Source organism: Salinibius halmophilus, from assembly GCF_003577475.1.
GTDB lineage: Bacteria > Pseudomonadota > Gammaproteobacteria > Pseudomonadales > Natronospirillaceae > Salinibius > Salinibius halmophilus.
On the sequence record NZ_QPEP01000005.1, the window covers coordinates 157,162 to 178,370 of the forward strand.

Annotated in this window: 19 protein-coding genes; 13 read left to right on the forward strand and 6 right to left on the reverse strand. The window is 48.2% G+C overall.

All coding sequences use genetic code 11. From position 1 onward, the window contains the following. Positions 1-35 precede the first annotated feature (35 nt). Positions 36-2,426 carry a hybrid sensor histidine kinase/response regulator gene (locus DUW71_RS07250; protein ID WP_119394583.1) on the forward strand — a complete coding sequence of 797 codons (2,391 nt, stop codon included), beginning with the start codon at positions 36-38 and terminating at the stop codon, positions 2,424-2,426. Positions 2,427-2,467: 41 nt separating this feature from the next. Next, the gene (locus DUW71_RS07255; RefSeq protein WP_119394584.1) at positions 2,468-5,302 is read left to right on the forward strand and encodes an insulinase family protein; all 2,835 of its coding nucleotides are present in this window, start codon (positions 2,468-2,470) and stop codon (positions 5,300-5,302) included. On the opposite strand, the gene xthA is transcribed toward DUW71_RS07255, so the two are convergent. Genes xthA through DUW71_RS07275 form a run of 4 tightly spaced genes read right to left on the reverse strand, consistent with a single transcriptional unit; the run spans position 5,291 to position 8,576 of the window. After that, the gene (gene xthA / locus DUW71_RS07260; protein ID WP_119394585.1) at positions 5,291-6,100 is read right to left on the reverse strand and encodes an exodeoxyribonuclease III; all 810 of its coding nucleotides are present in this window, start codon (positions 6,098-6,100) and stop codon (positions 5,291-5,293) included. The genes DUW71_RS07255 and xthA overlap by 12 nt on opposite strands. Beyond that, positions 6,100-6,978: a carbon-nitrogen hydrolase gene (locus DUW71_RS07265; protein WP_199671172.1), complete on the reverse strand. Its 879-nt coding sequence runs from the start codon at positions 6,976-6,978 to the stop codon at positions 6,100-6,102. Before DUW71_RS07265 ends, xthA begins: the two co-directional genes overlap by 1 nt. Then, positions 6,975-7,994 carry an agmatine deiminase family protein gene (locus DUW71_RS07270; protein WP_119394587.1) on the reverse strand — a complete coding sequence of 340 codons (1,020 nt, stop codon included), beginning with the start codon at positions 7,992-7,994 and terminating at the stop codon, positions 6,975-6,977. The genes DUW71_RS07265 and DUW71_RS07270 overlap by 4 nt, the downstream gene beginning before the upstream one ends. 60 nt (positions 7,995-8,054) lie before the next feature. Next, a complete protein-coding gene (locus tag DUW71_RS07275; RefSeq protein ID WP_119394588.1) occupies positions 8,055-8,576 on the reverse strand; it encodes a PilZ domain-containing protein in 522 nt (173 codons plus the stop codon). A 62-nt stretch (positions 8,577-8,638) separates the two neighbouring features. Here DUW71_RS07275 and DUW71_RS07280 point away from each other — a divergent pair, with 62 nt between their 5' ends. Both DUW71_RS07280 and DUW71_RS07285 read left to right on the forward strand, forming a co-directional pair. Continuing rightward, entirely contained in the window at positions 8,639-9,895 is a 1,257-nt protein-coding gene (locus DUW71_RS07280) for a lipoprotein-releasing ABC transporter permease subunit (RefSeq protein ID WP_119394589.1), read from the forward strand. Then, on the forward strand, positions 9,888-10,577 hold the full coding sequence (locus DUW71_RS07285) for an ABC transporter ATP-binding protein (RefSeq protein WP_119394590.1): 690 nt from the start codon (positions 9,888-9,890) through the stop codon (positions 10,575-10,577). Before DUW71_RS07280 ends, DUW71_RS07285 begins: the two co-directional genes overlap by 8 nt. Here the strand turns inward: DUW71_RS07285 and DUW71_RS07290 are convergent, their stop codons facing one another. Then, a complete protein-coding gene (locus DUW71_RS07290) occupies positions 10,578-11,087 on the reverse strand; it encodes a DUF2062 domain-containing protein (RefSeq protein WP_119394591.1) in 510 nt (169 codons plus the stop codon). Between the two features lie 10 nt (positions 11,088-11,097). Between DUW71_RS07290 and DUW71_RS07295 the strand changes: the two genes are divergently transcribed. From DUW71_RS07295 to DUW71_RS07335, 9 genes are all read left to right on the forward strand, one after another. Beyond that, on the forward strand, positions 11,098-13,092 hold the full coding sequence (locus DUW71_RS07295; protein ID WP_119394592.1) for a ComEC/Rec2 family competence protein: 1,995 nt from the start codon (positions 11,098-11,100) through the stop codon (positions 13,090-13,092). 70 nt (positions 13,093-13,162) lie between these two features. Further along, the gene (locus DUW71_RS07300; protein ID WP_119394593.1) at positions 13,163-13,795 is read left to right on the forward strand and encodes a MotA/TolQ/ExbB proton channel family protein; all 633 of its coding nucleotides are present in this window, start codon (positions 13,163-13,165) and stop codon (positions 13,793-13,795) included. After that, a complete protein-coding gene (locus tag DUW71_RS07305) occupies positions 13,792-14,196 on the forward strand; it encodes an ExbD/TolR family protein (RefSeq protein WP_158583915.1) in 405 nt (134 codons plus the stop codon). Before DUW71_RS07300 ends, DUW71_RS07305 begins: the two co-directional genes overlap by 4 nt. Before the next feature lie 2 nt (positions 14,197-14,198). After that, positions 14,199-15,950 carry a lipid A export permease/ATP-binding protein MsbA gene (gene msbA, locus DUW71_RS07310; protein WP_119394595.1) on the forward strand — a complete coding sequence of 584 codons (1,752 nt, stop codon included), beginning with the start codon at positions 14,199-14,201 and terminating at the stop codon, positions 15,948-15,950. Beyond that, positions 15,940-16,893, forward strand: a complete 954-nt coding sequence (gene lpxK / locus DUW71_RS07315) for a tetraacyldisaccharide 4'-kinase (RefSeq protein ID WP_119394596.1) — start codon at positions 15,940-15,942, stop codon at positions 16,891-16,893. Before msbA ends, lpxK begins: the two co-directional genes overlap by 11 nt. Further along, entirely contained in the window at positions 16,878-17,615 is a 738-nt protein-coding gene (gene kdsB / locus DUW71_RS07320; RefSeq protein ID WP_119394597.1) for a 3-deoxy-manno-octulosonate cytidylyltransferase, read from the forward strand. Before lpxK ends, kdsB begins: the two co-directional genes overlap by 16 nt. Continuing rightward, positions 17,612-18,076 (forward strand): low molecular weight protein-tyrosine-phosphatase, encoded by a 465-nt coding sequence (locus DUW71_RS07325; protein ID WP_119394598.1) that lies wholly within the window; start codon positions 17,612-17,614, stop codon positions 18,074-18,076. Before kdsB ends, DUW71_RS07325 begins: the two co-directional genes overlap by 4 nt. Continuing rightward, positions 18,073-19,056: a UDP-N-acetylmuramate dehydrogenase gene (gene murB, locus DUW71_RS07330; RefSeq protein ID WP_119394599.1), complete on the forward strand. Its 984-nt coding sequence runs from the start codon at positions 18,073-18,075 to the stop codon at positions 19,054-19,056. The genes DUW71_RS07325 and murB overlap by 4 nt, the downstream gene beginning before the upstream one ends. Then, a complete protein-coding gene (locus DUW71_RS07335; protein WP_119394600.1) occupies positions 19,053-19,565 on the forward strand; it encodes a DUF1285 domain-containing protein in 513 nt (170 codons plus the stop codon). The genes murB and DUW71_RS07335 overlap by 4 nt, the downstream gene beginning before the upstream one ends. On the opposite strand, the gene DUW71_RS07340 is transcribed toward DUW71_RS07335, so the two are convergent. Further along, positions 19,555-21,135: an electron transfer flavoprotein-ubiquinone oxidoreductase gene (locus DUW71_RS07340; RefSeq protein ID WP_119394601.1), complete on the reverse strand. Its 1,581-nt coding sequence runs from the start codon at positions 21,133-21,135 to the stop codon at positions 19,555-19,557. The two genes, DUW71_RS07335 and DUW71_RS07340, sit on opposite strands and share 11 nt — an antisense overlap. Positions 21,136-21,209 lie beyond the last annotated feature (74 nt).

Here is a 21,209-nt window from a genome sequence, read left to right on the forward strand (position 1 = left end):
TTAAATAGGTCTACTACTAAGGACTAAGTGTAAGGATGTACAAATATTTCAGCTGGCTATTGTTGTTAGCGGCGAGCGTTGCCTTCGCGAGCCCAATTCAGCTTAGCGATCCAGACCAAGTACTCATGCTTGAACGCCAGCTGAGTTATAGCGCCACGGATCAGTCGGTGCGTAATGTCGATCAACTATCGCAGCTCAACAGTGTAGTGTGGACTAATGGCAGTGCCCGCAATCGAGTAGGCTTTCAAGATGGCAAAGCCTATTGGTATCGCGCAAGCCTCAGCGCAGCCACAGATGCTGAATGGATGGCACTAGTAGAGCACGCCCAGTTGAAGCGAATGGATGCTTTTTTAGTCAGCGATGGCAAAGTAATGGATACTTGGTCATGGGCGATGGCTGAGCAGAACGAATTTAACAGCTTCAAGGGTCGTCCTCGATTTACTTTTCATTTACAGCCAGGCGAGCAATATCAACTTTATCTTCGTATAGAGGGTAATTACAGCGTCTACGCACCACTTATCCTCGGCGGTACTAGAGCAGTTTCAGATTGGTTGATTAATAAGCTGACCTTCCTTTACGTGTTTTTTGGCGTCATGCTTGGCTTGCTGTTGTATAACGGTGTTTTAGCTTTGGTGGTGCGCCAACGTTCAGCCAAGCATTACTGCTTTTATTTGCTGTTCGTGATCCTTTATAACCTGCAGATTAATGGCTTTGGTCGTGAATGGATTGGCTTATTTGATAGCGACTACATGGACCGATTTTTCGTTTTTGGTGCCACGCTTGGTGTTGTTGTGTTCTCGTTGACGTTTAGTCGCAGTTTTCTTGAACTCGATAAAGAAGGGGGCATGGTGCAGTACTCGCAATTGGGTATTGCTCTGCTGTTGATGATTGCCGCTGTCGGTATGGTGTTGGGCATACCAAGCTTGTTCGTCAACATGATGCAAATCGCCGCCCCAGTGTTTTTTGTGTTTGCCCTAGTGATGGGCGCCCGGGCGATTAAAAAAGGCAACCGCTACGCCATTTTTTATGAACTTGGCTGGACAGCCATGGCAATTGGCACAACCATACACCAGCTTTTGTTGATGGGTTACTTGCCTACCAGCTTTTGGTTTCAAGAGTCGATGCGAATTGGTGCTTCGGTGGAAGCGCTGATGTTGTCTTGGGCGTTAGCGATGCGCTTACGTGCTATCGAACTGCGCAACCGAGAAGTGGAAGCGCAGGCCAAAGTCAAGCTGCAAAAAGCCAATGAACAACTGAGTCATGCCCTTCACATAGAAGAAATCAACTCAAAAATGAAGGAAGACTTTATCCGCTTGGTTGGCCATGAGTTGCGCACGCCACTAAATGCATTGGTATCGTCAATTGATCTAATGTGTGAACAGCGCTATCAAAATGTTGACGAGTTCCGAGAAGACAGCCATATCGCTCTGGCCCGATTGAATAGCCAAGTAGAAAACCTCGTTACGGCATCCGAACTTGCCCGTGAATCTGCCTACCAAGAGAACGCTCAGGGGGTGCGAGAATGGGCCGATATCGACTCTCTGCTTGACAAAGTTTTAGATTATGCCAACGACAGGCTAAAAGACAAACAAGGCGTTGAACTTATCATTGAGCGCCCTGAGCAATCGTTACAAGTATTTTTCGATCAGCAAAAGGTGGAACGTTGTATCGTCAATGTTGTCGATAATGCGATTAAGTTTTGTGATCAAGGTAAGGTTGTTGTTTCGATGAACGTAACACCAGGCCAGATTACCTTTACAGTCACCGATCAAGGCCCGGGTATGAGTGCTGAGCAACGCGAGCGTGCATTTGATATCGCTCGTGATAAAAACGGTGAAATGATGCTGCGCAAACATGAGGGCTTTGGATTAGGCCTATATGTTACTACAGGGCTTATTCGCCTGCTCAGTGGCGAGATTCGCTACTCTGCTTGTCACCCACATGGCCTGCGTGTTGATTTAGCGCTGCCAGCGCAAACGCGAGAAGATGCCAAAGACTCGCCGAGAATATTACCGGCCACCAGTGTTTTGCGTGTATTAGTGGTGGAAGATAACCGGCTCAATGCCAAACTGATGGCAACCTTATTGGAAGCGATGCAGATGGATGTGACGGTCGCTGAAAATGGCGAACGAGCAGTCAATATCGCCAGTGAGCAGTCTTTTGATTTAATTCTTATGGATTTGCAAATGCCTGTACTCGATGGCTTCAGTGCGACACGAATCATTCGCCAATCTGGTGGACGTAATAATCAAACAACGATCTTAGCCGCTTCGGCCAATAGTAGTTTTGCTGACCGCGATGCAGCCATGCGAGTCGGTATGAATGGGTTTATTTCTAAGCCAATACGCCCGGCCACTTTGAAACGTGAACTAGCACGATTTGTTGAACTAGCCGAAGACAACGAGGTAGGCATACAAAAGGCCTAGTGTGATAAGATTGCGGTAAATTCTGGGAGTATTGCCGCTTTATGTCACCACACAGTAGTTTTGAATGTCTTGCGCAACATAACATTGAATCGTTAAACGCCGAAGTGTTTCACTACCGGCACATTGTAACCGGCGCCGAGCACTACCACATTGCGGCGGACTTTCCGGAAAATGTTTTTCTCGTTGCGTTACGAACGGTACCAACCGACTCAACCGGTGTTGCGCACGTACTTGAGCACACTGTGCTATGTGGGTCGCAGCGGTACCCAGTGCGTGATCCCTTCTTTTTAATGTCGCGCCGCTCGCTAAACTCTTTTATGAACGCGTTTACTGCGAGTGATTGGACGGCCTACCCATTTGCTAGCGAACATCAAAAAGATTTTGATAACTTGCTTGATGTTTATCTTGATGCGGTCTTTTTTGCCAATATTGATGAGAGAGACTTTCATCAAGAGGGGCATCATCTGGCGTTTGATGAAGCAGGTCAGTTAACTCACCAAGGTGTGGTATACAATGAAATGCTTGGCGCCATGCAGCCAGTCGCCACGCAATTGTGGGAAAAACTATCTCAGGCGCTGTTTCCGACCAGCACTTACCACTTCAACAGCGGTGGCGAGCCCGACCAGATCGCGCAGTTAAGTTATCAGCAGGTGAAAGACTTTTATCAGGCGCATTATCACCCAAGTAATGCTGTGTTTTTTACCTTTGGTGACCGCAGTGTAGTGGACATTCAAGATAAAATTCATTGCCAAGCCTTGCAGCATTTTCAGCGCAGCGATAAACACATCGAAGTTAAACCCGAGATTCGCCAAAATGCGCCTTCGCATGTAACCAGTTATTACGCTACATCAGATGAAGAGGCGGGTACGCATGTGGTACATGGCTGGCTGTTACCGTCACTAAACAGTGCCGAAGATTTTCTACTGGCTCACCTACTGAGTGATTTATTACTTGATCATAGTGCATCGCCGCTGCGCCAGCGACTAGAAAATAGCCCGTATGGGTTAGCCCCTTCGCCAATGTGTGGGGTGGAAGACAGTATGCGTGATGCACTGTTTGTTTATGGTTTAGAAGGGGTAAAAGACGGCGATATTCAAGCAGCGCATGATTACCTAGTTACTGCCATGGAAGAGATCATCGAGCAAGGCTTTAGCGATGAGCAAGTGGACGCGGCACTTCATCAATTAGAACTGATGCAGCGCGAAATCTCTGGTGATGGTATGCCGTTTGGCTTGCAACTGATTATGCAGGCCATGGGGGCGGCCATTCATCGGCGCGATGTTTTTGCCATGCTGGATGTCGCGCCAGCGCTCAATGCCCTGCGCGAGCATGCCAAACAACCAGGCTGGCTTGCTAGCAAGTTGCGCGACTTTACCCTTAATAATTTCCACAAGGTAACCCTAACGCTAAAGCCAGATCTTAAACTTGGCGAGCGAACAGATCAGCAACGTCAGCAGCAGCTAGCACAGCAGTTAGCGCAGATGAGCGAACAAGATAAAGCAGATATTCAGCAGGCCCAACAAGCATTGGCTGAGCGTCAAACAGAAGTGGATGATGTTGATTGCTTGCCGAAAATGACGCCAGAGGATGTAACCCCGGTTGCCCACCGTTTGGCGCCAACTTGGCAGGAAAATGGTAGTGACTACTATCATGTAGGCAGTAATGGTATCAGCTACCGATACGCTGTTAAGTCGGTGCCACATCTGGATGAGGGGCAGCGAGCTTTGGTTCCTCTATATGCGGGCATTTTGGCGGAAGTGGGTTGTGGTGCGCATGACTACATCGCTATGCAAACTCGACAAGCGAGCACCGTTGGTTCATTGGGTGGTGGCATTCAGTACCGTGCTAACCCAGAGAATAACCAGCAATGGCAGCAGTTGTTTAGCTTTGGCGGTAAGGCATTAGCACGCAACACTAGCGGCTTAGAAGCACTCATAACTGACTATCAGCTAGGTGTGCGCTTTGATGAGCATCAACGTATTGGCGAAATGCTAACTCAGGCCCGCTTGCGCCGCGAACAGTCGATTACCAACAATGGTCATGTACTGGCAATGACTGCAGCGAGTGCGGCCTTTAGCCCGGTTGCCGCACAGTCTCATGAGTGGTCTGGTGTGAATGCGCTGGCTGCCCTGCGGACACTTGAGCAGCAGTCCAAATCGTCGCCACAAGGGTTAACCGAGCAACTGATTGCTTTACACAAGCATATGCAGTCTGGCACCCAGCAACTTCTATTGATTGATGACGAACAGGGCAAGACAAGCCTTGTCAGTGCAAAGAACGAGCAGCCATGGCGCGACGGTAAAACCTTACAGCTCAGTTCAAAGATTGCCTACTTCACCGATACCAAGGTGAATTTCTGTGCCCGAGCTTTTGCGGGCAGCCATATGACCAGTGCTGATGCCGCGCCATTAACCGTTTTGGCACAAGTGCTCAAAAATGGTTTCTTGCACACGGCCATTCGCGAAAAAGGTGGCGCTTATGGTGGTGGTGCAAGTTACGACAATGGCAATGGCGTGTTTCGCTTTTACAGCTACCGTGACCCGCGCTTAACAGCCACGTTTGATGATTTTACCCGCGCCATCGATTGGGTGCTTAGTGCTGACATTAGCCAAGAGAAGGTCAATGAGGGGATACTGTCGGTCATTAGTTCATTAGACAAGCCATTGTCTCCGGCTGGCGAGGCTAAGGTGGCTTACTTTAATGCAAGATTTGGCCGCACCTACGAGCAGCAGGATGCCTTTAGGCGCGAAATTTTGGCTTGTACGGCCGAGGATTTGCGCCGTGTTGCAAGCCAATACCTTACAAACAGTGGTCAAGATGTGGTGATCTGTGCGGCTGACAAACAACCGCACGGTTTTGATGGCTTAAAGATCTAGGTCGAAATCAGCCCAAATAGGCGCGTGGTCACTAGGTTTTTCCATGCCGCGCACCTGATAGTCAATCCCAGCGCCTTGGCATAATTTTGCCAGCGCTGGTGAGGCTAAAACGTAATCAATACGCAGGCCACGTTTGGGGTCATCCTGGAACCCGCGCGAGCGATAATCAAACCAGCTAAATAGGTTGTCTTCGCTAGGATGGTGCAGGCGGAATGTGTCGACTAAACCAGCGTCTAATAACGCTTGCATCCATTCTCGCTCTTCAGGCAGGAAGGCACACTTGCCTTGGCTCAACCAGCGTTTACGGTTAGGCTCTCCAATGCCTATGTCACTGTCTTGAAACGCCACGTTCATATCACCAACAACAGCGAACAATGCGTCGTCTGGCATAGACTTTACGCGCTCCAGCAAGTCGGCATAAAACTGTACTTTGAGCGGGAACTTGGTTTCATGGTTGCGATTTTCGCCCTGTGGGAAATAGCCATTAATGAGGGTCAACGTGCCCTGGCTAGTGCTGTGGTCGGTTTCAATCAGGCGCGCTTGTTCATCATCGCCGCGCCAAGCAAATCCTTTACGCACGGCAAGCGCTGGCTGGCGGCTTAGATTAGCGACGCCATAATGACCTTTTTGCCCATGGTTCGCCGCTTGCCAGCCTAAATCATTAATCACTTGATGCGGAAATTGATCGTTGTCTACTTTGATTTCTTGCAACGCAATGATGTCTGCCTGCGCACCAAGTGCCTCAATTTGATGAGGTCGGGCCCGCAACCCATTGATGTTGAAGCTATATAATCGCATTAATCTATCAGTCTCTTAGTTAGTTCATGGTAGGCGTCGACTCTACGATCACGCAAGAACGGCCAAATTCGGCGAACAGATTCACTGCGCGCCATGTCGATATCGACCAATAATAGGGTTTCTTCATCTGCATTGGCCTGCGCAAGCAGCTCGCCCTGTGGCCCAGCAATAAAACTATTGCCCCAGAAGTTGATCTCATTGCCATCACTGGCGACTTCTACCCCAACACGGTTGGGCACTAAAACTGGCAAACCATTGGCCACGGCATGGCCACGCTGTACGATTTGCCAAGCACCAAGCTGGCGCGATCGCTCATCGTCGTCATCACTCATATCCCAGCCAATAGCCGTTGGGTAAATCAGCAACTCAGCCCCAGCCAAGGCCATTAACCGCGCTGCTTCTGGGTACCACTGATCCCAGCAGACCAGAACCCCTAAGCGCCCAACTTTGGTATCTATTGGCGTGAAGCCAATGCGATCGGCATCCCCAGGCGTGAAGTAGAACTTTTCATAGAATCCTGGGTCGTCAGGTATATGCATTTTGCGGTAAAAACCGGCAAAGCCATTATCACCATCCATAACAAGGGCTGTGTTGTGATAAACGCCGGTTGCTCGTTTTTCGAAAATTGAACAGACCAGTACGATGTCTAACTCACGTGCGAGTGCTTCAAACGTCGTGCGAGTTAGGCCGTCTAAGGGTTCCGCTAGATCAAAAAAATCTGTCGCTTCCACTTGGCAAAAATAAGGCCCAGAATGTAACTCTTGCAGCACTACGAGCTTGGCACCTTGCTTCGCTGCTTGGCGGATTTGTTCAATGCTGTGCTGATGGTTATCGGCAACCGTTGCGCGGTTTTGTTGTTGAATAACGGCTGCTTTCATAAGCATGCTCCTTTTGTTAGTTGCATGGTAAGACAATGCAGGCTGCCATATTGCTCTATGGCGGTGCGACAATTGATACCCGTGACACGCCGATGACCGGCCACAGCCGCCAGGCTAGCAAGTGCTGTGTCATCATTTGGATCACCATAGAGTGGCACGATAATCTCCTCATTAGTGATCAAAAAGTTGGCATAAGTCGCTGGTAGTGGGTCGCCTTCGTCGCTCACAATCACCTCGGGCATAGGCAGTGGTACTAGCTGATAAGGTTCGCCCGTAGGTGTTTTGAACCTGGTAAGTTGCTCGGCCATGTTGCTGAGCATGGCGTAATGCGGGTCATCTGGATTATGGCAGTGCACATAGGCAATGGTCGACTCGTTTACAAAGCGCGCCAGTGTATCAATATGGGCATCGGTATCGTCACCGGCCAAATTTTTGCTGGTTAACCAGAGAAACCGGCGCATGCCCAATGCCTGGCTAAAGAAAGCCTCCGCTTGCTCCGTGTTTTTGAAGCGCTGATCACGCCAATAACTTGTACAGAGCAGAGTGCCTAGCCCGTCTGTCTCGATGCCGCCGCCTTCTAATTCTTGCTGGTTGGCAATTAATGGCACCTTGTAGGCATTCTGATTAGCAAGTGTTTGGTTAATTTCATTGTCTAAATTGGCGCTAAACTTGCCACCCCAGGCGTTGAAAGTGAAGTTCATTAGTGCCAGTTGGCCGTCTCGCAATACCGAAATTGGCCCATGGTCACGCGCCCAGGTGTCGTTGGTTGGCACTGAATATAGTTTGATATTGGCCAGTTTGGCACCAGCCAACTTTAGGTTGCGCTCGACATCAGAGAGCGCAATGCTTGGATCGACCGCGACCACAACGCCTTGGTATTGACTGATCTGTCTGCAAAGCTGAACAAACAAGGCTTCAATGTCGGCCAGCCATGGTTGCCAGTCACTATTGGCATGCGGCCAAGATAACTGAATGGCATCCTGGGGGTGCCATTCAGGGAGCATGGTGATAGACATGAGGATACTCGCAACAAAAGAGGGCTAATTTTACTCAGTCATCACTAGATGAAAAGCACATTAGTCTTGTTTACGTTGTGCCGCCTGAATTTTTAACAAACGGGCCGCTAAGTTTTGTCTAGTGCGCGGCGTTAGTTGAACAAATTCTATTTCTAGCGCGTCTGTGCCGGCTTTTACGACCTGTCCTTGAATGAGTGACGAACGAAGCTCTGGGGTATGAATGATTAAAATGGCCACCGAGTCGCCAACTTTAAAACCAGGATTAAGCTTTATTTGCATGCCACCTTCGCTGATAACAAAGACAGATGACGGCACGTCGGCTTGTTCTAGGGCTTGCCCTAATAACGCTCGTTTTAGTATCCAGGTTGCTTGGTAGAGGTGATCTAGCGCCTCTTGAGTAGGACCTTCTTTAAGTGTGTCGATTAGCTCGTGTGCTTTGGTTAAATGGGCACTGACTTCTGCCGAGGCAAGCGCTGTGCGAAACTCGGGGAAATACTCTGCAAGATCTGGGCGCTCGGTATCAAAAGCCGCTAGCTGAACGAAACCCTGGTCTTTTACCTTAAAAAAGTCATTAATCGCCATCTTTGCCTCTTTCGATCCATTGCGTGCTTAGGTAGGCTTAGCCTCAACCTAGGGAGGTTACCATGTCCGGTATGTCTGTATTAGTCGGTTTGCGTTATTTGCGCGCCAAGCGACAGAACCATTTTGTTTCATTTATTTCGGCAATTTCAATGATAGGTTTAGTTCTAGGGGTTGCCGTCCTTATTATAGTATTGTCGGTAATGAACGGCTTTCAACGTGAAATGCGCGAAAGAGTGCTTGGCGTTGTGCCGCATGGCACCATCATTAATTCCGACGGCTTCGTGCAAGATTGGCAGCCTTTGGTAGAAACAGCGCTCGCTAATGATCGTGTGATCAATGCTGAACCCTTTATTGATGCCAATGGCATGTTCGCGTTTCGCTCTCGCACCAGCGGTGCCCTGATTCGCGGTATCGACCCAGAGTTTCGTGGCTCAGAAGATTTAATCCGGCAAAATATGCTGGCTGGTGATATTAGTGATTTATCGGCTGGCGAGTTTAATGTGGTGCTAGGTAATAGTATGGCATCGCGCTTAGGAGCCAGTGTAGGGGATAAAGTCATGCTGATGGTACCCGAGGTCACCATGTCTATCGCTGGTATTCAACCGCGCAGCAAAGCTTTTACTGTGGTCGGTATTTTTAATCTGGGTGCCGAGATGGATAGCACACTCGCACTCACTCACTACAATGACATTGGCATTTTGTTACGTAAACCACGTGGGTCGGTTGATGGCATCAGTATGCAGGTAAACGATTTGTTTGCCGCACGAGAAATCACCCGCGAAGTAGCGAGAGCTGCACCTGGGCAGCTTGGCACTAGTTGGCTAATTCAGGATTGGACGGCGACTCAGGGTACTTTATTTCAAGCCATTCAAATGGAAAAGCGAATGATTGGCCTGCTGTTGAGTTGTTTGATTTTGATCGCTGCGTTCAATGTACTTTCCTCATTAGTAATGGCGGTAACTGATAAGCAAGGTGATATCGCTATTTTAAGAACCATGGGCGCAAAAGCTCGCCAAATCATGGGTATCTTTATTGTGCAAGGTAGTGCAATTGGGGTGGTCGGGGTCTTCATTGGTACGACCCTTGGCATCATTGGCGCCTTGACCATTGATCAAATTGTGTCGTTTGTTGAAAGCTTGTTTGGCCTGCAAGTATTGGCACCAGGCGTATATTTTATTGATTATTTCCCTAGTGACTTGCAATGGTTAGATGTGTTGAAAATTGCTGGTTTTGGTTTGTTAGTGAGCGTGTTGGCAACCATTTACCCTGCCTGGCGTGCGTCGAGAATTTTGCCAAGTGAGGCGCTGCGTTATGAATAATATTTTAGTATGCCAAGATGTGGTGAAAACCTACCGTTCAGGGGCAAATGTGGTGTCGCCGCTTAGAGGGGTGAACCTAACGCTCTTGCAAGGGGAAATGGTAGCGATTGTTGGTGCGTCTGGCTCGGGCAAAACAACACTATTAAATATTATGGCTGGCTTAGATATTGCCGATGAAGGCAAGGTTGAGCTGGCAGGCACTAACATAGTTGAGCTGAACGACAATCAACTGGCAGACTTGCGCAACCAAAACGTAGGGTTTGTTTTCCAGTTCCACCATTTATTGGCCGAGTTTTCAGCGATAGACAACGTGCTAATGCCTATTCGCATTGCCCGTAAACCGAATAAAGAGGACTACCAGAACGCCCAGGCGTTGCTGGCGCGAGTAGGGCTAGGAGAGCGCAGCGAACATAAACCTAGCGAACTCAGTGGCGGCGAACGCCAGCGGGTTGCCATTGCCAGAGCGTTAATTCACAACCCTAAGCTGGTGTTTATGGATGAGCCAACCGGCAATTTAGATGAAGAAACCTCGGACCAGATCCATCAATTGATAATGCAGCTTAACGAGTCGGAGTCGGCCTCGTTTGTTGTTGTTACTCACAGCAAAGATCTAGCAAGTAAGTTTGATCGAGTGCTTAGCATGCGTAATGGCTGCCTAGTTGAGGATGGGGCTAGCGAGTGACTACCGGCGACGGCGTGTCAGCCAGCGCCTTTTTACTTGCCAATGCCAATAACCAGAAATGGAAAAGTAGCCAACAACTGCTAACAAAAAACCAAGTATTAGGCTGCCACCATAGAGTGGCAACCAGCTTTGCACTGCAAGCGCTTTTAACCATGCTAGGCTTAAACCATCTTCAGGCTTAACCGGTGTGATGGAGAACATCCAACAACCAACGCGATAATTGAAGTAGAAAATCGGCGGCATGGTGATTGGATTGGTCAGCCACACCAAACTAACGGCTAAGGGCAGGGAGGCTCTGAACTGTATGGCAAATAGCGCAGCAACCGCCATCTGCATGGGTATTGGCAGCATGGCAACCAATAAGCCAATTGCAAAGGCACGCGCCACCGTTCTTCTGCTTAAATGCCAAATAGCTGGCTCGTGTAGGCCCACCCCGATTTTCCGTAAAACCTTGTGTTCGCTTAAAGCATCAGGCGTCGGCAAGTGTTTCTTAAAAAAGCGTCGTGGCATAGCATAATCAATGGCTTCGTTTCAGGCGCGCATTATCCGGCATGTATGGTGTCATTACCAGTTACGATTCGCCCTCATCGTAAGCTTGTTGCTTAGTTTGGCCTGGTTATTAGCGCCAATCTTGATACTCGTCATTATTTTCTCGTCAGTGCAGCTCATTCGCCAAAGCAAAGTTTGGTGTTTGCCTGTTTTGATGCTGTTTGTATTGCTGTGGCATTCTTCCCCTAGTGACCAGAACGGTAGTTATTGTTCAGTGGACTTCAGCCAAGCGTCTGCATTTGGCTATAGCACCGTTTTTGATAATGGCGCCAATAGGCTGTTAGTGCAAAGCGATAAACCTGTAAAACTTGGCTGGTGCCTAGTAGGGGAGGTAGAGGTACGACCGCCAGCTACGCGTTTGGCGCCAGGCAGTTTTAATCCAATAACCTACTACCAATCGCAAGGGATTATTGGGCGAGCGAGCATTGGCGAGCAGCTAGTTGACAGCAATCATTGGCTTGCTACCCTGCGCAGCAATCTCGACCTGCGCTTGCAGAATACTCGTCATCATCCCTATTGGCGAGCGCTGTTACTAGGTAGTCGTAGTGGTTTGTCGGATGCACAAAAGGCAGCGTTGCAAGAAAGCCAAGCGTATCATTTATTAGTGGTATCTGGGCTGCATATCACCATTATATTGCTGTTTGTCTACTACATATTTATACCGTTACCTTACATCTTGCGACTGGTTATTTTGGCGGCCGTTGCGGCAGGGCTGCCTTTTTTATTAGGCGGTGGTGTCTCGGTATGGCGCGCCAGTGTGATGTCACTTGTCGCCACTTGGCTAATTGTGCAGCGTCGTACCCAACAGCCCTTTGATAAACTGTTGATTGCCGGCGTTGTGCTGGTAATGATCAATCCAACTGTTTGGTTTAGTTCTGGCGCCTGGTTGTCATTTGCTGCCGTGTTTGTCTTATCGCAGTTACCAAGCCACTGGGGTTTATGGCGCATTCAGCTGGCACTGTTAGTAATGCTCATGCCTGTTAGTTGGATGATGGGGTTGGCGCTCAACCCTGTAGGCTCTCTCGCTAATTTGATATGGGTACCAGCGTTAACAGTGCTTCTGCCAAGCGCCTATATCTTATTGCTATTTAACAAGGTGCACTGGTTAGACCCTGCCTTGTCTGCTTTCATTACAGCGCTTGATTGGTTGCCACCGGCGTTCTGGTTGCCCGTGCCTATGGCTCATTTTTCTGCATTGGTGTTAATTGCGGTATGGATATGGTTGCTAAATGTCCCCGGGCGTGTCGTGCTGAGTATGGCCATGTTGTTGCTTGCCTACTTTGCACGGCCATTGGCGACGCAAGAAGTGCTAGCGTTAGATGTTGGCCAAGGTACTGCTTTGCTAATCGTTGATCCACCAAGGGTGTGGGTCATTGATACCGGCCCTGGCAATCCATCTCTGACTGGTAGCTCAGGGCAAGCCATCGTTCAGCAAATAGCCAGTCGCCGAGGCATTAAACAAGTGCAGATGTTAATTAGTCACGACGATCTAGACCATAAAGGTGGTTCTGTAACACTACTGCGGGCTTACCCGAAAGCACACATAGCACTCGGACAGTTTGTACCAGGGCTTTTGGGTCTTGAATGTGATGGCTGGCAATGGTCGCAAGCCATTGAAGACAATGATGCAAGTTGTGTTGTGCAATACAGCTTAGCAACCAGCCAAATCCTAATCACCGGCGATTTAAGTCGTATCGGCGAATACGCTTGGCTTGCTGAATTTCCTAATCGCAGTGTCGACTTATTAATTGCGGGCCATCATGGTTCAAGTACCAGCACTGCCAATGCTTTATTGGACGCAATTGAACCTAAGTGTGTTTGGTTTACCGCTGGTAATGGCAATCCCTTTGGTCACCCGAGTGATCAAGTAATCGCCAAATTGCGTGACCGGTCGATCGATTTTGCCATCACAAGTGAGCAAGGTGTGCTCAAATGGCGAAATAATCAATTAAACTGCAAGGAATGAACACGTCAGTCGTTGAGAAAAGTAGCGATATTTATTAGAGTCGATGCCTCAGTAAAGGAGGAAGTAGAGCGTGCTGAGCATATTCTTATCTGGCGGTATCCTAATGTGGATCATCCTAGCCGCATCAATCATTGCATTAACCATTATTATTGAGCGTTTTTGGACACTGCGTCCGCTCAGAATTGCGCCGCGCGACTTGCTCCCTAAAGTGTGGGCCATGGTGAAAGCAAACAAACATGACACCAAAGCGATTAAAGCGCTAAAACAAGATAGCCAGTTGGGCTATGTGCTGGCCGCAGGGCTTGCCAATGCTAAGCACGGCCGCGAAGTAATGAAAGACTCGATGGACGAAGCGACCAACCATGTTCAGCACCTGCTAGAAAAGTACCTATCAACGCTTGGCACCATTGCCGCGATCGCGCCGTTATTAGGTTTGCTCGGTACGGTTCTTGGTATGATTGAAGTCTTTTCGGTCATTGTTCAGCAAGGCACGGGCGATGCGTCGGCGCTAGCGGGTGGTATTTCACAAGCGTTGGTGACGACTGCAGCCGGTTTGTCGGTAGCCATTCCGGCATTGGTGTTTCATCGTGCGCTAGCGCGTCGTGTTGATGAAATACTGTTGGTGATTGATCAAGACAGTACTAAGCTGCTTGATGCCATGTTTTCTGACAAACAAGTCAATGGGCAGGAATCAGCATCGTGAAACGTCGTTCATCTATCCAGCCAGTAGAGCTTAATCTAACACCACTAATTGATGTGGTGTTTCTGCTGCTGATCTTTTTTATGGTGTCGACGACCTTTAATAAAGACATGCAGATTCAGATTGAGCTGCCAACGTCTAGTTCAGATGTGCCTCAAGAAACTCAGGATATACTAGAAATCGCGATCGATTCTGGTAACAACATCTTGGTTAACGGCACACCAATTACCGAAAACAATCTTGCGTCCTTGCAGGCATTAATTATGCAGCAATGGCAGCAGGATCAGTTTGTTGTGATCTCGGCAGACGCTTTGTCTAACCACCAGACGCATATGTTGGTAGTGGATGCCTTGAGTCGATTGGGTATAAGCCGTATTGGCTACACAACTGTATTGGACGAATAATTATGCAATTAACGGGCACGCAGCTTTATAAGCGTTTATTAAAGCTGCTACCGGACCATAAAGCGGCCATTGCATTGGCCGTTTTTGGTATGGCACTTCATGCGATTGCCAGTGGTGTACTGGTCAAACTGCCTGGTATGATCACTTCTACGTTTACCGATAACGCCAATGGTACCGAAGTGGCGGCTGTTGCTGGGCTGCCTGTTGTTGTTTGGTTGCCACTTTTTATGGTGATCGCATTTGGGCTGCGTGGGCTAGGGTCGTTTTTCTCTATTTATTATCTGCAAGTGGTGACAGCCACCATTACCCATAGGATGCGAACCGACCTATTTGGTAAAATCCTTAACCTCCCGGTGTCATATTTTGATCAACAGTCGACCGGTGGCATCATCTCGCGGTTAACTTATAATGTTGAGCAAATCACCCGTGCGGTAAGCGAAGCAACTTTAGCGATTGTGCGTGAAGGGTTAACAGTGGCCGTCGTACTCGTTATTTTGCTCGCAACAAACTGGCAACTTACCTTGTTATTTTTCCTTATTGCTCCAGTAGCTGCGTGGGTGGTTAACCTAGCGTCACGCTTTTTTCGCCGCTACAGCAAACGTCTGCAAGAATCGGTGGGTGGTGTTGCGCAGGTCGCCAATGAGGTCGTTCCAGGCATTCGGGTAACTAAATTGTTTGGCCGCCAAACATATGAAGCAGAACGTTTCGCTCAGTTTAGCGACCGTAATCGTCGCCAACAGCAAAAAATTGGCCTAACCAAAGCGATCAGCACACCACTAGTGCAATTGCTGATTGCGCTAGCCATTGCTGCGATCACAGCAATTGCCCTGACGATGCAAGTACCAGCCACGGATTTTATTGATTACATTACCGCCGCGTTGATCATTGCTAAGCCAATTAAAACGCTCACATCCGTGAATCAAGTGCTGCAAAATGGTATTGCGGCGGCCGGTGATATCTACCAACAATTAGATTTAGATGATGAGAAAGAAACTGGTGACCTGAGAAACTTTACTAGTGAAGGCAGCGTTGAGGTAAACAATTTACAGTTTCGCTATGGACCAGATGAACCCATGGTGCTCAATGGCATCTCGTTTAGCGCCAAACCTGGTCAAACTATAGCACTAGTCGGTCGCTCAGGTTCTGGTAAATCGACGCTAACTCAATTAATCCCAAGGTTTTACCAAGACTATCAAGGCAGTATTTGCATAGATGGAGTGGATACGCGTGAGCTTGGGCTTTCAGCATTGCGTCGTCAGCTGTCTTTTGTTGATCAAAATACCATTTTGTTTTCCGGCACCATTCGGGAAAACATTCGTTATGGTCGTATTGAAGCGAGTGATGCCGAGGTCGAAGCCGCGGCAAAACAAGCTCATGTTATTGAATTCGCTAATAAACTAGAACATGGCCTAGATACTGTTCTTGGCGACAATGGCATTACGCTCTCTGGCGGCCAGCGCCAGCGTTTAGCCATTGCTCGAGCTATCATAAAACAGGCACCGATATTGATCCTCGACGAAGCCACTTCGGCATTGGATACCGAATCAGAGCGTTATGTGCAAGAAACCATGGCGCAACTATCTGGTGCTTGCACGACGATTGTCATTGCCCATCGTTTATCGACGATTGAAGATGCCGATCAAATTCTGGTGATGGATCATGGCGAAATCGTCGAGCAGGGCGACCATGCAAGCTTATTAGCGCAAAACGGCTATTACGCTAAATTGTTGTCGATGCAGCATCATGAATCTTGAACAACATTGGTGGCAGACGCCTGCCACTAGGCTTTCAAAAATACTAACGCCGCTAGCCTGGCTCTACCACGCCATTGACCGAGCTAATGCACGACTAACCATGGCCAAGGTTAAGCAGGTAGCACCACCGGTTGTCGTGATTGGTAATATCCTAGTCGGTGGTACGGGTAAATCCTTGATGATTGACTGCTTGGCTCGCAGCCTTCAAAACAGAGGTCTGCGAGTAGGCGTGGTCAGCCGAGGTTATGGTGCTAATGTGTCGCACGCACGCATTGTTCCAGCCACAGGTGAGGCATCTGAGTTTGGTGATGAGCCAATAATGCTAAAGCAGAATAACCCTGATTTGGTGATTGCCGTGGCTAAGAAACGCCTGTTAGCGGCAGAATTAATCGCCGAGCAAGTAGATGTGATACTTAGTGATGATGGTTTGCAGCATTACAAGCTATGGCGCGATGTAGAAGTGATTATGCTCGATGGGCAGCGACTGTTAGGCAATCAACGATTACTACCAGCTGGTCCATTGCGCGAAAAGCCACAGCGTTTAGTCAACACTGATTTTATTGTCACCAAAGGTCCTGCTGCTCGTAATTTTTCGCCAGATGCGGAACTGCGAATTGAAGCGCTAGAATTTATACCGTTATCTCCTGACGCTTCCCCGAAAAATAATCTTGCAGCCATCACAGGTATTGGCAACCCAGATTCGTTTTTTGCAAGTTTAACGGCACAAGGGCTAACATTTAGCCGTCATGTATTCCCAGACCATCACCAGTTTAGTGCCAAAGACCTAGTTGGCTTAACCAACAAAACGTTAATTTGCACGGCAAAAGACGCGGTAAAACTAACATCGCTCGTTGACCAACCAATGATTGTTTGTCGTCCAAGATTAAGCTTGTCGAATAACAAAATTACCGACCATATCGAGGCTTTATGTCGTTCCATATAGTGATCCCTGCGCGTTACGCATCGACTCGTTTTCCGGGAAAACCGCTAGCATTGATTAACGATAAACCGTTAATTGCCCATGTTGTGCAGGCAGCGAACACCATAGATTGTATATCCGTTACCGTTGCCACAGACCATGAAGACATTGCCCAAGCAGCAGCAACTGCTGGCGCTGAGGTTACCATGACGAGCGCTGCCCATGAGTCTGGTACTGACCGACTTGCAGAAGTTGCACGCTTAAAAGGTTGGGGTGATGAGACGCTCGTGGTCAATATCCAAGGCGATGAGCCGGAAGTAGATGCTGATTTAATACAGCAACTAGTTACCTGCGCACAAAGACACCCTAATGCGGCATTAGCCACGGTGGTAACGCCGTTAAAAAGTTTAGACGATTTACACAACCCAAACGTTGTTAAGGCCGTGCGATTAGACGATGACCGAGTGTTATACTTCAGCCGTGCGCCAATACCTTATAATCGTGACCAACGTGACTGCCTAACAGCTTGCTATCGCCACCTAGGTTTATATGCCTATCGAGTTGGCGCACTGCATGCCTTTGCCAACAATGGCAGCGCCGCTTTGGAGAACATTGAAAAACTTGAGCAGCTTCGTTTTATGGCAATGGGTGAAACCATTGTGGCAACAGAGTTCCACGGTGAGTTAGCGGCCGGGATTGATACCCCAGAAGACTTGGCCAATTATCAACAAAGGCTTAACCAATGACGTCGGTATTGTTTGTTTGCTTAGGCAACATCTGTCGCTCGCCAACTGCTGAAGCAGTGATGGCGAGCATGATTATACAAAAGCAGCTAGAAAACCGGTTGATGATCGATTCGGCAGGCACTGCTGCTTACCATATAGGTAAACAACCAGACGCTAGAGCAATAGAACATGGCAAACAACGAGGCTATGATTTAACGCCTTTGCGTGCTCGCCAGGTTAGTGCTGAAGATTTTGATCAGTTTGATTATATCCTTGTGATGGACAAGTCGAACTTAGAGAACATCCAACGCATTCAATCGAAGAATAGTCGGGCTCAGGTGGCATTGTTTTTAAGCTACGCCGATAGCAGTGTGCAAGAAGTGCCAGACCCTTATTATGGTGGTAGCGAAGGGTTTGAAGCCGTACTAGATTTGTGTGAAAGCGCCTGCAATGGATTCATTGAGCAAGTGATAACTAAATGACAAGTATTTCAAGCTGTTTAGGCTTAACCAGTGATGTCAGCAAGGTCTCTAAACCAGTAACGTTCGAAGCACTGTTAGCGGACATAAATAATGCAAAAGCGTTGGGTTTAGATTTTGTTCCACTAGGTGTGACGTCCAACGTAATTTTACCGCCTACCATGCAGGCTTGGGTGTGTTTTTATCAAGCTGATCAGGTTAACATAACAGCTAACGACGATTATACCGTTATCTTAGAGGTAGAAGCTGGCAAAGACTGGCCTACATTAGTAGAAGAATGCGCAGCGCAAGGGTTGTGGGGCATAGAAAACTTAGCCGCTATTCCTGGCACTGTCGGCGCTGCACCGATTCAAAACATAGGCGCTTATGGGGTCGAGTTAGCCGATGTGTTTGTTAGTTGTCAAGCAGTTAATAGTAAAACGTTAGAAGTCGCTGAGTTTGCCAAAGCCGATTGTGCGTTTGCCTATCGCGATAGTTATTTTAAGCAGACACCCGATCCTTGGGTAATCACAAAAGTACGCTTAGCACTGTCGAAGAAAGGGAAAGCCAAATTAGAGTATGGCCCGCTCAAATCACACATCAAAGATAATGCAACGCCAACAGAGATCGTCAAGCAAATCACTGAGCTTCGCTGGTCTAAACTGCCTAATCCAAACACGATTCCTAATACAGGTAGCTTCTTTCACAACCCAGTGGTAACCACTAGCAAGTATGAACAGTTAAAACTAACTTTTCCCGATTTAGTAGCTTATCCGCTTGCAAATGGTAGCTATAAGTTGGCGGCTGGCTGGTTAATTGATCAAGCAGGACTAAAGGGCAAAGCAGGTGACGGCGGCGTTTGCATGCACCAATCGCAAGCCTTGGTGCTTACTAACCCACAAAAAGCCTCAAAAGATCTCGTTTTGGCGCACGCTAGATATGTACAAGACGTGGTATTACAGCGCTATGGTGTCACCTTACAGATTGAGCCCATTCAACTATGACACTCGATCAAATTTATCAATCGCTTGATACGAAAATGAAAGCCTATCCTGTTACTGATTGGCAGCCAGAGTTAATCGAAGACATTGGCCTGAGGATAGATGTTCGTGGAGATTGGTGGCAACACAACGACATGATCAGAAACGAGCGGATAAAAAGCTTATTCTCACGCTTACTGGTTAAGGAGCTGCAAACATATTACCTCAAAACCCCGAATGTGAAGTTCATGGTTCACAGTACGGGCCTACCTTTACGTTTGATCGATTTGACTTGGCAACAAGGCCACATGGCCGCCAAATTAGCTGATGGGCGTGAATTTGAGGTGGCGCCGCAGCAGCTTGTTCCATTTTGTTTACCCACTGGTGAAGATAGCTTGTTTGTTGCACTGCCAGGTGGCTGCGAAGCGCAAGCTTCAAGACAACTGTTTTATCGGTTGGTAGAACAAGCGACAGAGCAGGGCGGGGGTCGCCTGCTCTGGCACAATGTTCTGATAGGTGTGGCTACATATTAGGGTAATTAGGACCACCACCCCCTTCAGGCGGTACCCAGCGTATATTCTGACTCGGCTCTTTAATGTCACACGTTTTGCAATGGATGCAATTCTGTGCGTTGATTTTCAGTTTTCCATCCACGACTTCGTAAACCCCAGCAGGGCAGTAGCGTTGCGCCGGTTCATCGTAAGCTTTCAGCGTTAACGTTTCGGTTAGAGTGTCATCAATCAGTTGTAGGTGGACTGGCTGGTCTTCTTCATGGTTTGTATTCGATAAATAAACTGAACTTGGCCGATCAAAAGCAGTGATGCCATCTGGTTTATCGTATTTAATCGGTGTTACTTCATTCATCGCTTTCAGCACCTGATAGTCGGCCTGGTCATCGCTTAATACTGGGCCTTTACCAGACAGTAGCGTTTGTTCAAAAAATACATAGCCACTACCAAGCAGGGTGCCAAATTTATGCAACGCTGCGCCGGTGTTCTTCGCTTTTTCTAGTGCTTGCCCTGCAGGCGATGCAACAAATCTTGCATGGCAGTCGCCACTATTGGCAATAATCGCCTCGGCGGCACAAATGCCGCTGGTTATTGCTGCATGAGTGCCCTTAATTTTCAGTGGGTCGAGTGTGCCGGCATCGCAACCTATGAGCATGCCGCCTGGGAAATCCATTTTTGTTAGCCCATGCCAGCCGCTTTTGTTGATTGCCCGAGCACCATACGCTATGCGCTCACCGCCAGCGAGCAGTGACTTAAACATTGGATGAGTTTTAAAGCGTTGGAACTCCATATACGGGTCGAGTGTTGGATTGTCGTAATTCAAATCAACGATTAATCCTATGGCTAGTTGCCCGTTTTCTTGATGATAAGCAAAACCACCACCCGAAGCACCATGCTCGGTAAGAGGCCAACCTAGTGTATGCAGCACCTTGCCTGGTGAATGCTGGTTAGGGTCTAGCTGCCAAAGCTCTTTAAATCCAATGGCAAAATGTTGTGTGCCTTGGCCAAGCTTAAAGGTTGCCATGGCTTCTTTGCCTAAGTGCCCGCGTGCCCCTTCCGCTAATACAGTATGCTGGGCACGAATAATCAAACCAGGTGTGTGATCAGCTTTAGCTTCACCATTCTTGTTAATCCCCATATCACCCGTTAGCACGCCACACACTTGCTCATTTTCAATAAACAAACTAGCAGCAGCAAAGCCGGGGAATACCTCAACACCTTTTGATTCAGCCACTTCAGCCAGATAGCGGCATAAGTTGCCCAAGCTCAGCGTGTGGTAGCCATCATTTTTAGAGGCCTTAGGTACCAAGGCATGCGGTACCTTGGTAGTGCCCGACGCATTTAGCCAAAGATAATCATCGCTGGTCACTGCTACCCCCAGGGGCGCTGCATCATACTCTTCAGCTGTTAACAGCGTCTTTAAAGGTGCCAGGTCCACCACAGCACCAGACAAAATATGGCCACCAATTTCGGCAGACTTCTCGACGACGCATACCGACAGTTCGCTATTGTTCGCCAAATAAATTGCTGTGGCTAAACCAGCTGGGCCGGCACCAACAATGACAACATCAAATGGCATTTCTTCTCGTTCCATACGGTCACCTTTGCCTGTTCTTCTACCCTCACTTATGAGTTTAGCTCAGCATATCTATTCCATCCTTGCAAAAA

Bases quoted from the DNA above. Each gene is read 5' to 3' on its own strand.
- DUW71_RS07340 (WP_119394601.1), bottom strand. From the start codon at position 21,135: ATGGAACGAGAAGAAATGCCATTTGATGTTGTCATTGTTGGTGCCGGC.
- DUW71_RS07265 (WP_199671172.1), bottom strand. From the start codon at position 6,978: ATGAAAGCAGCCGTTATTCAACAACAAAACCGCGCAACGGTTGCCGAT.
- DUW71_RS07295 (WP_119394592.1), top strand. From the start codon at position 11,098: ATGGCTTCGTTTCAGGCGCGCATTATCCGGCATGTATGGTGTCATTAC.
- DUW71_RS07335 (WP_119394600.1), top strand. From the start codon at position 19,053: ATGACACTCGATCAAATTTATCAATCGCTTGATACGAAAATGAAAGCC.
- DUW71_RS07255 (WP_119394584.1), top strand. From the start codon at position 2,468: ATGTCACCACACAGTAGTTTTGAATGTCTTGCGCAACATAACATTGAA.
- DUW71_RS07325 (WP_119394598.1), top strand. From the start codon at position 17,612: ATGACGTCGGTATTGTTTGTTTGCTTAGGCAACATCTGTCGCTCGCCA.
- msbA (WP_119394595.1), top strand. From the start codon at position 14,199: ATGCAATTAACGGGCACGCAGCTTTATAAGCGTTTATTAAAGCTGCTA.
- kdsB (WP_119394597.1), top strand. From the start codon at position 16,878: ATGTCGTTCCATATAGTGATCCCTGCGCGTTACGCATCGACTCGTTTT.
- murB (WP_119394599.1), top strand. From the start codon at position 18,073: ATGACAAGTATTTCAAGCTGTTTAGGCTTAACCAGTGATGTCAGCAAG.
- DUW71_RS07285 (WP_119394590.1), top strand. From the start codon at position 9,888: ATGAATAATATTTTAGTATGCCAAGATGTGGTGAAAACCTACCGTTCA.
- DUW71_RS07275 (WP_119394588.1), bottom strand. From the start codon at position 8,576: ATGGCGATTAATGACTTTTTTAAGGTAAAAGACCAGGGTTTCGTTCAG.
- DUW71_RS07270 (WP_119394587.1), bottom strand. From the start codon at position 7,994: ATGTCTATCACCATGCTCCCTGAATGGCACCCCCAGGATGCCATTCAG.
- xthA (WP_119394585.1), bottom strand. From the start codon at position 6,100: ATGCGATTATATAGCTTCAACATCAATGGGTTGCGGGCCCGACCTCAT.
- DUW71_RS07250 (WP_119394583.1), top strand. From the start codon at position 36: ATGTACAAATATTTCAGCTGGCTATTGTTGTTAGCGGCGAGCGTTGCC.
- DUW71_RS07280 (WP_119394589.1), top strand. From the start codon at position 8,639: ATGTCCGGTATGTCTGTATTAGTCGGTTTGCGTTATTTGCGCGCCAAG.
- DUW71_RS07290 (WP_119394591.1), bottom strand. From the start codon at position 11,087: ATGCCACGACGCTTTTTTAAGAAACACTTGCCGACGCCTGATGCTTTA.
- lpxK (WP_119394596.1), top strand. From the start codon at position 15,940: ATGAATCTTGAACAACATTGGTGGCAGACGCCTGCCACTAGGCTTTCA.